The sequence below is a fragment of the Citrobacter sp. Ce006 genome, from assembly GCF_030336535.1.
In the GTDB taxonomy this organism is placed as follows: Bacteria; Pseudomonadota; Gammaproteobacteria; order Enterobacterales; family Enterobacteriaceae; genus Citrobacter; species Citrobacter europaeus.
In genome coordinates, this window is record NZ_JAOWDO010000073.1 from 910,399 (window position 1) to 924,142 (window position 13,744).

Here is a 13,744-nt window from a genome sequence, read left to right on the forward strand (position 1 = left end):
CCGATTTTTAGCTCTTATTGAGTTTTCGGGGTGGATTTTAAGCAGAAAATCATGAAAAGTTATATAAAAATGTTTGTTTATCCGTTTTAAATATTAAGAATACCTGGTAGCAAACGTTTGCATTTCTGCCCTGGTCAGATAAAATCACCGCTTTTCCACCATGGGATTGCCTCTGATGTCCGTTAACGCCGTAGAGTCAACAAATGCGCAACCGGTTGCGCAGACTCACAACAGTGAACTGATTTACCGTCTTGAAGATCGCCCCCCGCTAGCCCAGACCCTGTTTGCCGCCTGCCAGCACCTGCTGGCCATGTTCGTCGCGGTAATCACCCCTGCTCTGTTAATTTGCCAGGCGCTCGGCTTACCGGCTCAGGATACTCAACACATTATCAGTATGTCGCTGTTCGCTTCCGGCGTAGCTTCTATCATTCAGATCAAAGCCTGGGGCCCGGTCGGCTCAGGGCTGTTATCCATTCAGGGCACCAGCTTTAACTTTGTTGCGCCACTGATTATGGGCGGTACAGCGCTAAAAACCGGTGGCGCAGATGTCCCAACCATGATGGCAGCATTGTTCGGTACGCTGATGCTGGCCAGCTGCACTGAGATGGTTATTTCACGCGTACTGCATCTGGCGCGTCGTATCATTACTCCGCTGGTCTCAGGCGTGGTGGTGATGATTATCGGCCTGTCGCTGATTCAGGTCGGTCTGACGTCGATTGGCGGCGGCTATGCCGCAATGAGCGACAACACCTTTGGCGCACCGAAGAATTTACTGTTGGCAGGCGTCGTGCTGGCGCTAATTATTCTGCTTAACCGCCAGCGCAACCCGTACCTGCGCGTTGCGTCACTGGTGATTGCAATGGCGGCGGGTTACCTGCTGGCCTGGTTTATGGACATGCTGCCGCAAAATACCGCGCCGGTAAGCCAGGATCTGCTGATGGTGCCAACGCCGCTGTATTATGGCCTGGGTATCGACTGGAGTTTACTGCTGCCGCTGATGCTGGTCTTTATGATCACCTCGCTGGAAACCATCGGTGATATTACGGCCACCTCCGACGTCTCCGAGCAGCCGGTTTCTGGTCCGCTGTACATGAAACGCCTGAAAGGCGGCGTGCTGGCGAATGGTCTGAACTCGTTTGTTTCCGCCGTGTTCAACACCTTCCCTAACTCCTGTTTTGGCCAGAACAACGGGGTTATTCAATTAACAGGCGTTGCCAGTCGCTATGTCGGTTTTGTGGTGGCGCTGATGCTGATCGCGCTGGGTTTGTTCCCGGCGGTCAGCGGTTTTGTACAGCATATTCCTGAGCCGGTACTCGGCGGCGCAACGCTGGTGATGTTCGGTACGATCGCGGCATCCGGCGTGCGTATCGTGTCCCGCGAGCCACTGAACCGCCGTGCGATTCTGATTATCGCCCTGTCGCTGGCCGTCGGCCTGGGCGTTTCCCAGCAGCCGCTGATCTTGCAGTTCGCTCCGGACTGGGTGAAAAACCTGCTCTCTTCCGGCATTGCCGCAGGCGGTATCACCGCTATCGTTCTGAACCTGGTATTCCCGCCAGAGAAGCAATAAGCAAAATGCGGCGTTGATTCTGAATCAACGCCGCTGTAACGCTCTTTCACCATTCCCGCCTTGAGCATTGCGCCTAAATCGTGCATAACTTGACTATGTGCACTTCGCGGGATGGAAGACCATGAAATTTATTGGAAAGCTGCTTCTTTACGTGCTGATCGCCCTTGCAGTGGCGATCCTTGGCCTTTATTTTCTACTGCAAACCCGCTGGGGCGCAGAGCATGTCAGCGCCTGGGTCTCGGAGAACAGCAGCTACCATCTGGCCTTTGATGCCATCGATCACCGGTTTTCTTCCCCTTCCCATATTCTGCTGGAAAACGTCACCTTTGGCCGGGATGGTCAGCCCGCGACGCTGGTCGCCAAAACGGTCGATATTGGACTGAGCAGCCGCCAAATCACCGACCCGCTGCATGTCGACACCATTTTGTTGCAAAACGGCACGCTGAATTTGTCGCAGCAAACCGCGCCGCTGCCGTTCCAGGCCGATCGCCTGCAGTTGCAGGATATGGCCCTTAACAGCCCCGGTAGCGAGTGGACCCTGAGCGCGCAGCGCGTTAACGGCGGCGTCATTCCCTGGAGCCCTGAGGCGGGTAAAATTCTCGGGAGTAAAGCGCAAATTCAGCTCAGCGCCAGTTCGTTGACGCTCAACGATGTCCCGACCACTAACGTATTGATTGAAGGCAGCATCGACCATGACCGGGTGACGCTTAGCAATATTGGCGCAGACGTGGCGCGTGGGGCATTAACCGGCGTGGCGCAGCGCAATGCCGACGGTAGTTGGGTAGTGGAGAATCTGCGCCTGAACGATATCCGGCTGCAAAGCGACAAATCGCTGGCCGAGTTTTTTGCTCCGTTAAGCACGATTCCTTCCCTGCAAATTGGTCGTCTGGAGGTAACAGATGCCCGTTTGCAAGGCCCCGACTGGGCGGTGACGGATCTCGACCTGAGCTTGCGCAACATGACCTTCAGTAAGGACGACTGGCAAACCCAGGAAGGCAAACTGTCGATGAATGCCAGCGAGTTTATTTACGGCTCTCTGCACTTCTTCGATCCAATCCTGAACGCCGAGTTCTCACCACAGGGTATTGCTCTGCGCCAGTTCACCACCCGCTGGGAAGGCGGTATGGTCAGAACATCCGGAAGCTGGATGCGCAGCAACAAAGCGCTGGTCCTCGATGATGCCGCTATTGCCGGTCTGGAATATACGCTGCCGGAAAACTGGAAACAGCTTTGGATGAAACCCTTGCCAGCCTGGCTAAACAGCCTGACGCTGAAGAAATTCAGCGCCAGCCGTAATCTGGTGATTGATATCGATCCGGACTTCCCGTGGCAACTCACCGCGCTGGACGGTTACGGCGCCAACCTCGGGCTGGTACAGAACAATCAGTGGGGGGTTTGGAGCGGAAGCGCCACCCTCAACGCCGCTGCAGCCACCTTTAACCGCACCGACGTGCGTCGTCCTTCGCTGGCGCTGACCGCGAACAGCAGCACCATCAATATCAGCGAACTGAGCGCCTATACGGAAAAAGGGCTACTGGAGTCCACCGCCAGCATTTCGCAGTTGCCTCAGCGCCAGACTCAGGTCAGCCTGAACGGGCGCGGCGTGCCAATGACGATTCTGCAACATTGGGGATGGCCCGCGCTGCCGCTTTCCGGTGACGGTAACATCCAGCTTACCGCCAGCGGCGGTCTTCAGGCCGATGCACCGCTCAAGCCTACGGTCAACGGTCAGTTACATGCGGTGAATGTGGAGAAACAACAGGTAACGCAAACCATGCGGGCGGGCGTGGTATCCGGGAGTGAAATTACCGCCCCACCCGTTGCGCAGTGATTATTGCCCGGTGGCGCTTCGCTTACCGGGCCTACCCCCGCTTATAAACGAATATATTCACTGCATAACAACCATTTCACCGGTTCGTCCTCTTCTATCGCCGGGAAGCGACCGCCCGGCTCAAGGAAATGGTTGTCATGCAGGTCGTCATTGACCATCGAGATTTCCCAGCCCAGCACGAATGCTTTCTCCGCCCAAAAGCGGTGATACAACCGTGGCGGCAAACACACCCCTTGTCCCGGTTTCAATACCAGCGTCTCGCCAGCGTCAACGGTACGCCGCTGACCATCCACGCTAACCTCAACAATGCGCCGGGCATCATACCCGTCATCAGGCGTGGCCCACGCCAGTTGCATACACAAATCACCGCCGCCGCGATTAACGATATCTTCCATTTTGTGGCGATGAAAATGCCATGGTGTTTGCTGATCCTGCTGAATTTGCAGCATCTTTTCGGCGTACGGTTTGGGGTAATTGACTGACCCTATCAGACCATTGCGCAACGTCAGTAACGTCAGCCCCGTTTGCGCAAAATCTCCGCGCCCGAAGTCAGTAATGTCCCATCCCAACTGGAGATCGAGCACTTCACGCCACAGAGTTTGATCCTGTTGCCGCCAGGCGTCGACGGTAAAATACGCAAAGTCAGGCAGACAGATTCGAAAAGTCTCGGCGATGGCATGCGCTTTATCGACGGCATAATTAATGTGTGAACGCTTCATTCCACTTTTCCTTATTGCGAAAGAGGCGGGTCGCCCCGCCTGCATGCCGTTAGTAAAGTGACGCTTTGCCGGTTGAGCCGAACAGTTTCATTTTATGGCGGATGACGTCACGCGCGGCGCTAATGGCTTCCGGGTAAATAACGTTAGGATCCCACCAGGTTTCTTTCGCCAGGATTTCGCGGACTTTCTGGAAGTAGGCGTATTTCATGTCGCTGGAAATATTGATTTTGCCAACGCCCAGCGTCACGGATTCGGCAATTTCCGCATCCGGGTTCGCGGAACCGCCATGCAGCACCAGCGGAATATCCACCCGCCCGGCGATGTCGCGCAGGATATTCATTTGCAGCTCTGGCTGCATCCCTTTCGGGTAGATCCCGTGCGCAGTTCCAATTGCCACCGCCAGCGTGTCCGCGCCGGTACGGGCGATAAAATCCTGTGCCTGAGCAGGATCGGTATAAGTAACCTTCGACACGCCGCCTTCCACTGACGTCCCGGTCTGGCCAATCGTACCCAACTCCCCTTCCACCGAAACGCCTACCGCATGCGCCAGTTTGACCACTTCTCGGGTCAGCGCCACGTTCTCTTCATACGGCAGCAGCGAGCCATCAATCATCACCGAGGTAAACCCACACTGAATTGCCCGCAGGACATGCTCAACCGAAGCGCCGTGGTCCAGATGCAGAGTAAAAGGAACCGGGCTGCGCAGGGTGATATCGCGCACGTAGCTAAAAAACGCATCGCCGACAAAATCATGTTCGCTGGGGTGAATGGAGATAATCGCCGGGGTATTGGTCGCTTCCGCTTCTTCCACTACGGCACGTACAAAGCAGCTGTCCGCCACGTTGAATGCGCCGATGGCAAAACCGTGCTGACGGGTAGGTTGCAGTAATTCTTTCATCGAAACTAACATGTTAATTCTCCAGTTTCAGGGTGTAGAAAGCCCTGCCAGTGCGTCATCGCAGAGGCATAAAAGGCGTTACAGAAAATGAATCAGGCTTTGCCGATAGCGCCGCTGGCCTGCAGGTACGGAATAATGGCTTCCTCGCAGGCCTGCTCCATCAGGGCCAGGACATCAACGAGTTCACCGGATGTGTCGCGACACAGGGTATGTAGTAGCGCTGCCTTTCCGGCTTCGAAAACCGCCGCGCCAACGTTTATCTTGGCAACGCCAAACGTCGGGCAGCGCTGTAGCTGGTCAAACGGCGTCCCGCTGCCACCATGCAGCGCCAGCGGCACCGTTGATAACCGGGCAATTTCCTCCAGCCGTTGAAAATCAATAGCTGGCGTGACGCCCGGCGCGTACATGCCGTGCGCCGTGCCAACCGATACCGCCAGTAAATCGATCCCGGTCTGTTGGATAAAGGGTTCCACGTCGGCAGCCTGGGTCATCAAATCCGCGTTAGTCGCATAATCATAGCGTGGAGCATCGGCCAGATGGCCCAGCTCACCCTCCACACACAGTTGCACGCTGGCAGCGAGATCAACCACCGCCCGGGTCTGGCGAATATTCTCCTCCAGGGCAAAGGCGGAGGCGTCGATCATTAACCCGCTGAATCCGGCGCGAAAAGCCTGGCGAATGCGTACAGGATCCTTTCCATGATCCAGCGCCAGCGCGATCGGTACCGAGGCTTCCTCTGCCAGCGTTTTGACCACCGCTGCCGCTATCGGAGCCGGAAAATGGTCCAGGTGTCCCTGATACAGATTCAGAATGATAGGCGCATGGTGTTTCTCAGCCACCCGTACCGCCGCACGGGCGCTTTCCAGGTTCATACAGTTGATAGCCAGCAGCGCGTACTGCTCGCGCCAGGCTTTCGTCACCATGCTTTTCATATCGGCAAACATACGGCCTCCGGTTATTCCAGGGTGAAGGTGATCTCTTCGTCTTTCAGCTTTTGATCGCTAAGTTCATCAAACTCTTCGTCACGCTCGGTCACCGGTTTCTTCCACAGCGACAGCATGACGCCGCAAATCACCGTGCCAATCCCCAGCGCCAGGCAAAACAGCAGCGGATGCGTAAAGAGTGGGACCACGAACATGCCGCCGTGCGGTACCGGGCTTTCGACGCCCCATACCATTATCAGGCCGCCCGCTATCGCCGAAGCTACCACGCAGGACCCCACCACGCGCAGCAGGTCGCGCGCCGCAATCGGAATAACCCCTTCGGTAATCATGCAGATCCCCATCGGGAATGCCGCTTTCAGCGCCTCGCGCTCCGCACGGGTGTATTTGTGACGCGTCAGCAGGAAAGAGAGCGTAATGCCAAAAGGAGGGATCATCGAACCGACAAACTTCACCGCTTCCGGACCGTACACACCGCTGACCAGCATGCCGTCAGCAAACAGCGACATGGTTTTATTCACCGGGCCGCCAAAGTCGAATGTCGCCATTGCGCCGAGTATAGCGCCCATCAGAAAGCGGGATCCGCCCTGCATAGACTCCAGCAGATGAATCAATGCGTCCTGCAGCCAGGCTATCGGCTTGCCAATCAGCGTCATCATCAACAGGCCGCCAATGACGGTACTCAGTACCGGCAACACCATGATGGGCATCAACCCCTGCATCGACTGTGGCAAACGGATATAGCGTTTGAGCAGCAGGACGGTATAACCGACCAGAAACCCGCCCAGCATCCCGCCGATAAAACCGGTATGAATATCTCCGCAGACGAAGCCGACAATCAGGCCCGGCGCGAATCCGGGACGATCGGCAATGGAGTACGCAATCGCCGCGCTAATCAGCGGTACGATTAACCCCATTCCCCAGCCGCCAATCTGGTTGAGCATCCAGGGTATGGTGCCTGTTTTTTCACCCACGTTAGTGCCGCCAAGTATTTGCCCGAGAGCAATACAGATCCCGGCGGCAACAATTAACGGGATCATCCACGAAATTCCCGTTAATAAATGTCTTTTTATTTCCTGAGATAGCGGAATTTTATTTTCACTCATGTGAAATCCCTCCAGAATGAGGATCGCTACTGGTTAGTATTAACTAATGATTTTTCGACCTTTTCAAGAAACTGAATCGGCGATTTTATGACGATTTCGGTTTTCACTCGCACAATGCGTTTATTTGAAAAGCGCTCCTCCCCTTTTATTTTTACATCGACAGCAAGAATCACGACATCAGCCGCAGAAATATCCTCTGCCAGCAGTTCGTTCTCCGTGCCAATGGTCCCCTGGGTTTCTACTCTTATATTATGGCCAAGCGCTTTAGCACCTTTAATTAACTTTTCACGAGCAATATAGGTGTGCGCAATACCCGCCGTACAGGCGGCGACACAAACAATATTCATAACATGCTCCACTTTTTTATTTAGCAAACATTGGATTCAGCATATTGGCTAAAAAGCTCAATAATTTTCTGTGGACTGCTTTCGACTAACAGTTGTTCAATAATATCGTCATCCGCCAACGCGCCGGCAACCTGCGAAAGCAGACGAATATGGGTGGTGTTTTGATCTTCAAGGCGTACGGCAAACAGAATGATGCAGCGCACGTTGCTGCCATCCAGGGTTTCCCATGGAATGTCCTGGCGGGTACGACCAATCGCCAGCGTAGTATTAACCACCGCCGAAGATTTCCCGTGCGGGATCGCAATATGATTTTCGAAGCCGGTCGAACCTTCTGATTCACGCAGCCAGACATCCTGAATAAATGTTTCCCGACAGCTAATTGCCCCATCTTTTTGCAGAATATCCGTCAGTTCCTCAATAGCCTCCGTTTTGTTTGTGGCCTTCATGTCCAAAATAACGCGATTTGTATTGAGTATTTTCGTGATGTCCATCAATCATACCTCATGGAGTTCAGACATTAATTTGCAACGACCAGCGACGTCGCCCGATGTAATTTTTCCGTAATAACCGTTTCTGTTACCCGCTTAATATCCGCATCATTGAAGAAGGCAGTGACATACACGACCGGGATGGCAACGGCAGGTAAATTGATCGTCGATACCACCAGTTCAATATCGTCCGTCAGCACGGAGGGCAGGCTGCCTGCCGACACCACGCCAACGATGGTCCAGTCCGGAAAGGCGCGCAAAATGCGGCTTTTGAGTAAGTGAGAGGTGCCGATACCGGTTGAGCAGACCAGCAGCACGCGCTTTCGTGCTATCTGCCGCTCCATAGCGGCCTGAAAATGTACGGTTAAATATCCCACCTCATCTTCCGACACGGCCCGCTCGCCCCAGCCGCTAAACACCCGATTTACCGCACACTGAGTCAGACGCCAGACATCCTGTAACTCGCCTTTAATGTCCTCCAGCAGGGGATTACGAATACGGATCTGGTAGTTCAGGCGGTTTATCAGCGGCTTAATGTGGATCAGCAATCCGTCGTACAGTGCAGTGTCCTGGCTAAGATCGCTGTCAACCATTTCGGCGAAGGTGGCAATCAGCCGCTGGGTAATTAAGCGTGCTTCGTCGCTGGAGTGCATATGGCCAATCACGCTCACATCGTTATGTTCCTCAATCACTACACCGGAGGAGATAATGTATTGATAAATAAACCAGACTTCGTCTTCCGGTAGCGGATGGGCAATACGTTTTTCGATATGCTGAATCATACGGCTGGCAATGGAAAAAATGTTCTCGTCACATAAAGTGATGTTTTCTTCTTTTCTCGCAAGCGCGTTGCCCCGCGTGATGCGGTACATCATGATCAGAATATGAGTAAAGATATTGACGTAATAAGGCTCACCCAGCGACCAGCACAGATCGTTCTCCATTTCCTGCAACAACGTCTGGACAAATAAAACGTCTTCTTCGCCAAAGTAATGCACTAACGCTTTATAACTGCCCGGGTCAAGGCGTGAATAAACCACGTTACCAGGTTCATTATGGTTAATCACACCGTTAATCAGCGACGCCATCGCCTGACGCACGCCGCTCTCACTGCCTTCGATGTGCGTACCGCTTTGGCTGCGAATCAGCGACAGGCCCAGCGGAGTGATCCAGGACTCAATCACTTTCAGATCGTTGACAATCGATGCGCTACTAATGAAATAACGTTCGGATAATTTGCTGATCGAAGTTTCATGTGGCGTTTCACTTAATAATTGGGAGGCTATTTTGACTCGTCGTGAATTATTCATCATGCCGTCAGCATCTTCACCTTCCGCCCCTAATAACTGATCCAGATATAAAAGATCGGTAATATTATCGGCAATTAATATCACGCCCGCACCGGTACGTTTATCAATGGTTATTTTCCATTCCGCTAACCATGATTCCAGTAGCCGTAGATCGCGCTGGACTGTTTTCTCTGAAACAGATAAATATTCGGCAATTTTCAGAAGTGTGACATATTCCTTCCGGGACAGAAGAAATTTTAATAATCTGTTTTGTCGCGAGGTAATCATTTGCATTATTTACCCTTATTACATACCAGATTAAATATCTATACCCGTCATACTTCAAGCTGCATGTGCGTTGGCTTTCCTGGCTCCCCCCAGTCACGTACTTATGTACGCTCAGGGGATTCGCTGCGTTGCCGCCTTCCTGCAACTCGAATTATTTAGGTTATAAAGAAGCATTTATGCTCCACGTGTATTCCGTGATGATAAATATAAGAGGACTACGATGCGCCAACAATACTAAATCGTGTCCTGTATTCCGGACAGAAATAAGACAAAAAGGGGAAATAGTGAGATATTTACGGCGCAGATCACATTTTTCGCGGGAGTTAGAGTGATAACGCTCGCAAATATGGAGATATAAAATTTTAAATCAGGATGTTTTTGATTTTCAGATCTGGAACGCTGCTCGCAGCGTGGGCCGGATAAAACACATCCGGCACCACGTAGACTGAATTTACAGGGTAATCGTCAGAGTATCACCTTCAGGCGTTACCACTACGCCCTGCTCACTGCCGGCAGATGAACCGCCCTTCACGCCGCTGATCTGCGCAATATTACGCAGGCACAGCGTCCAGTTACGCGCTTCGCCACTCCCTTGCACGGTGATGGTATTACCCGCACGCGTCGCCTTCAGCGTGAAGATAACCGAACCGTCAGCCGACGGGACTTCACAAATCGCTTCCCGGCCCTCCTGCAGATAGAACAGCTGGAAGGCGGTCCCTTCGTGCCAGGCGTAGTCCGGCTTCTGATTATTGCGCCCCAGCGCCAGCAGGGTGTTGTCGCGCACATACACCGGCAGACTCAGGAAGTCATGCCTCTGTTTATGCCAACGGCTGCCCGCCACCTCGTCGTTATGCCACAGATGCGTCCAGCGTCCTTCCGGCAGGTAGAACTGCACATCTCCTGCCTCGCTAAACACCGGCGCAACCATCACGCTATCGCCCAGCATGTACTGGCGGTCGAGATAATCACACGCCGGATCGTCCGGGAACTCCAGCATCATTGCGCGCATCATCGGCGTGCCTTGCTCATTGGCGCGTGCCGCTTCGCGATACAGGTACGGCATCATGCGGCATTTCTGTTCGGTGAAGTAACGCACCACATCGCAGGATTCGTCATCGTAGGCCCACGGCACACGGTAGGATTTACTGCCGTGCAGGCGGCTGTGGCTGGAGAGCAGCCCGAACGCACACCAGCGCTTGTAGACGTGCGCCGGGGCGGTATTCTCAAAGCCGCCAATATCGTGACTCCAGAAGCCAAAGCCGGACAGACCGATAGACAACCCACCGCGCAGGCTTTCGGCCATCGATTCATAGTTGGCGTAGCAGTCACCGCCCCAGTGCACCGAAAACTGCTGCGCGCCCACGGAGGCCGAACGGGCGAACAGCACAGCCTCTTCTTCACCGACGGTTTCTTTCAGCACGTTCCACACCAGTTCGTTGTAGATGTAGGCATAATGGTTGTGCATTTTCTGCGGATCGGCACCGTCAAACCACTGCACGTCTGTGGGAATGCGTTCGCCAAAGTCAGTTTTGAAGCAGTCAACGCCGATATCCACCAGATCTTTCAGCTTGTTGGCATACCACTCGCAGGCTTGCGGATTGGTAAAGTCATAAATCGCCAGACCCGGCTGCCATTTATCCCATTGCCACAGGGAACCGTCCGGACGTTTGAGCAGATACCCTTTCTCTTTCAATTCATTGAACAGCGGGGATTTCTGACCGATATAGGGGTTTATCCAGACGCAGACCTTCAGCCCTTTCTCCTTCAGGCGACGGATCATGCCTTCCGGGTCCGGGAAAGTCGCCGGATCCCACTCAAAGTCGCACCACTGGAAGGCTTTCATCCAGAAACAGTCGAAGTGAAAGACGTGCAGCGGCAAATTGCGCTTGGCCATGCCGTCGATAAAGCTGTTCACCGTCGCTTCATCATAATTGGTGGTGAACGACGTGGTCAGCCACAGGCCGAACGACCAGGCGGGCGGCAGCGCCGGACGACCGGTAAAGCGGGTATAGCGATCCAGCACCGCTTTCGGCGTTGGGCCGTCGATGACGAAATACTCCAGATACTCGCTTTCAACGCTGAACTGCACTTTCGACACTTTCTCAGAGCCGATTTCAAACGACACGCATTGCGGATGGTTCACCAGCACGCCGTAGCCGCGGTTGGTCAGATAAAACGGGATGTTCTTGTAAGACTGCTCGGTACTGGTGCCGCCATCGCGGTTCCAGGTTTCCACCGTCTGGCCGTTACGTACCAACGCGGTAAAGCGCTCCCCCAGCCCGTACACCGTTTCCCCAACGCCCAGATCCAGGCGCTCAAACATATAGTTTTTCCCGCTGTGGGTATCCTGGACATAGCCGTTATTTTTCAACTGGCTGCCGGTAATACGTGCCCCGTTACGCAGGAAATCCAGCGACCAGAACTCACCTTTGGTGACCCGCACGCTCAAATTACCGCTCTTCAGTTCGGCAAATTCAGCGGTGTTTTGCATCTCGACGTTGACGTCCTGCCGCACGTTCAACGGGTAGTGCGGACCGTTATCCAGCGCGCCCTGGAAGTGTTCCATACGCACGCCAACCACGCCTTCCTGCGGCGAGAAAAAGCGTAGGGTGAAGAGTGGGGTATCCAGTTGCCAGGTACGTTCACGCACGTCACGCGGCGCAACGTAGACGATCATCTCGTTACCCTGCTGTTCGACCTCGAATACCTGAATCGGGTGAGTTAAATTCAGGCCAGGTTGCGTCAGCCAGTTACCATCGCTAATTTTCATCGTCAGTTCCTTAGTTCTGTAATTCTTTCGTCGTAAAATCCTGCTGATTGCGGCGCGCGCCCTGAGCCAACTGGCTCATAATTTCCGTCAGATACGGCGTTTTCAGGGTATAGAAGCGTTTGGCGATCACGGCACTCAGCAGGTAACAAATAGCCGGGACAATCGTGAACAATGCGATAATGATGCTGATGGTGGCGCTGTTCTGGGTTTTCGCTGCGGCATCGTAACCGCCGCCCGCCAGCATCCAGCCGATCATCGCCCCACCGAGCGCCAGACCCAGCTTGAGCACGAACAACGTTCCCGCAAAGCTGATCCCCGTCAGACGTTTTCCGTTGCACCACTCGCCGTAATCAACGGTGTCGGACATCATTACCCACTGGATGGGCGTCACGAGCTGATGCAGTACACCAATCACGAAGATGAAGACGAACATGGTGATGTTGGCGTGCATCGGCACGAAGAACATCGCCAGACTGACGACCGCCAGCAGGGCGTTCGTCCACCAGAAGACGCTGACTTTGCATCGCCAGTCGGTCAGCGGTTTTGCCAGCGCAGAGCCGATCAGGTTGCCGACGCAATAAGTGGTGAGGAAGGCGACAAACACTTCCGGCGTGCCCAGGATCCAGGTGACGTAATACATCATCGCCCCGCCGCGAACACAGACGGCCAGGATGTTGAGGATGGTCAGCAGGCCGACAATGCGCCACTGGTCGTTTTGCCAGATGTCGCGCAGGTCTTCACGCATTGAGGTGCTGCTCGGCGGCGCTTGCACACGTTCTTTGGTTGTGAAGAAGCAAAACGCCAGCATCAGGAACGCCACTACCGAGAGCACGGCAATCCCGCCCTGGAAGCCCAGCGCTTTATCTTCGCCGCCAATCAGATTCACCAGCGGCATCATCAGTACGGTGGAGAGCATGCCGCCCGCCGTCGCCAGCACGAAGCGCCATGATTGCAGGGAGATGCGCTGCGTCGGGTCATTGGTGATAACACCGCCCAGCGCGCAGTAGGGAATATTCACCACGGTATAAAGCAGGGTCAGCAGCGTGTAGGTGATGGCGGCATAAATCATTTTGCCGTGCAGGCTGAGGTCTGGCGTACTGTAAGCGAGCACACAGACCAGACCAAACGGCAGAGCGCCAAACAGCACCCACGGACGGAATTTCCCCCAGCGCGACCGGGTACGGTCGGCCAGTAGCCCCATGCAAGGGTCTGAGATAGCATCCAGCGCGCGGGCCAGCAGAAACATGGTGCCGACAAATCCGGCAGGAATACCAAAAATATCGGTATAGAAAAACATCATATATAACATGACGTTGTCGAAGATAATATGACTGGCGGCATCGCCCATGCCGTAGCCGATTTTCTCTTTAACAGACAGAATCTCACTTTTCATTACGCATCCTTGTTTGCACTTTCTCACGCGCTGGTACCGGTTACAGCTTTTGTAAACCATCCCTGTGGGCGCGGGTATTCCGATATCTCGTTATCAAATTACGATTC

The 13,744-nt window shown here is 54.0% G+C and carries 11 protein-coding genes; 2 read left to right on the forward strand and 9 right to left on the reverse strand.

The window, feature by feature from the left end; all coding sequences use genetic code 11:
- Positions 1-175 precede the first annotated feature (175 nt).
- Together xanP and OGV94_RS22950 are read left to right on the forward strand one after the other, a co-directional pair.
- A complete protein-coding gene (xanP, locus tag OGV94_RS22945; RefSeq protein ID WP_003024026.1) occupies positions 176-1,567 on the forward strand; it encodes a xanthine/proton symporter XanP in 1,392 nt (463 codons plus the stop codon).
- Between the two features lie 121 nt (positions 1,568-1,688).
- Positions 1,689-3,398: an AsmA family protein gene (locus OGV94_RS22950; protein ID WP_286524480.1), complete on the forward strand. Its 1,710-nt coding sequence runs from the start codon at positions 1,689-1,691 to the stop codon at positions 3,396-3,398.
- Positions 3,399-3,439: 41 nt separating this feature from the next.
- Here OGV94_RS22950 and OGV94_RS22955 read toward each other — a convergent pair whose 3' ends face one another.
- From OGV94_RS22955 to OGV94_RS22995, 9 genes are all read right to left on the reverse strand, one after another.
- Positions 3,440-4,117, reverse strand: a complete 678-nt coding sequence (locus tag OGV94_RS22955) for a D-lyxose/D-mannose family sugar isomerase (RefSeq protein ID WP_043018751.1) — start codon at positions 4,115-4,117, stop codon at positions 3,440-3,442.
- A 49-nt stretch (positions 4,118-4,166) separates the two neighbouring features.
- Positions 4,167-5,027, reverse strand: a complete 861-nt coding sequence (locus OGV94_RS22960; RefSeq protein WP_040231557.1) for a ketose-bisphosphate aldolase — start codon at positions 5,025-5,027, stop codon at positions 4,167-4,169.
- Between the two features lie 80 nt (positions 5,028-5,107).
- Positions 5,108-5,959: a class II fructose-bisphosphate aldolase gene (locus tag OGV94_RS22965; protein ID WP_286524483.1), complete on the reverse strand. Its 852-nt coding sequence runs from the start codon at positions 5,957-5,959 to the stop codon at positions 5,108-5,110.
- An 11-nt stretch (positions 5,960-5,970) separates the two neighbouring features.
- Positions 5,971-7,062: a PTS fructose transporter subunit IIC gene (locus tag OGV94_RS22970; RefSeq protein ID WP_286524486.1), complete on the reverse strand. Its 1,092-nt coding sequence runs from the start codon at positions 7,060-7,062 to the stop codon at positions 5,971-5,973.
- Between the two features lie 26 nt (positions 7,063-7,088).
- The gene (locus OGV94_RS22975; RefSeq protein ID WP_043018754.1) at positions 7,089-7,409 is read right to left on the reverse strand and encodes a PTS fructose transporter subunit IIB; all 321 of its coding nucleotides are present in this window, start codon (positions 7,407-7,409) and stop codon (positions 7,089-7,091) included.
- A 20-nt stretch (positions 7,410-7,429) separates the two neighbouring features.
- Complete coding sequence (locus OGV94_RS22980; RefSeq protein WP_043018755.1) at positions 7,430-7,900, reverse strand: PTS sugar transporter subunit IIA; 471 nt, start codon at positions 7,898-7,900, stop codon at positions 7,430-7,432.
- A gap of 26 nt (positions 7,901-7,926) precedes the next feature.
- Positions 7,927-9,480: a BglG family transcription antiterminator gene (locus tag OGV94_RS22985; RefSeq protein WP_043018756.1), complete on the reverse strand. Its 1,554-nt coding sequence runs from the start codon at positions 9,478-9,480 to the stop codon at positions 7,927-7,929.
- Between the two features lie 445 nt (positions 9,481-9,925).
- Positions 9,926-12,244 carry an alpha-xylosidase gene (yicI, locus tag OGV94_RS22990; protein WP_286524489.1) on the reverse strand — a complete coding sequence of 773 codons (2,319 nt, stop codon included), beginning with the start codon at positions 12,242-12,244 and terminating at the stop codon, positions 9,926-9,928.
- A 10-nt stretch (positions 12,245-12,254) separates the two neighbouring features.
- On the reverse strand, positions 12,255-13,637 hold the full coding sequence (locus OGV94_RS22995) for a glycoside-pentoside-hexuronide family transporter (RefSeq protein WP_080625948.1): 1,383 nt from the start codon (positions 13,635-13,637) through the stop codon (positions 12,255-12,257).
- Positions 13,638-13,744: the final 107 nt, after the last annotated feature.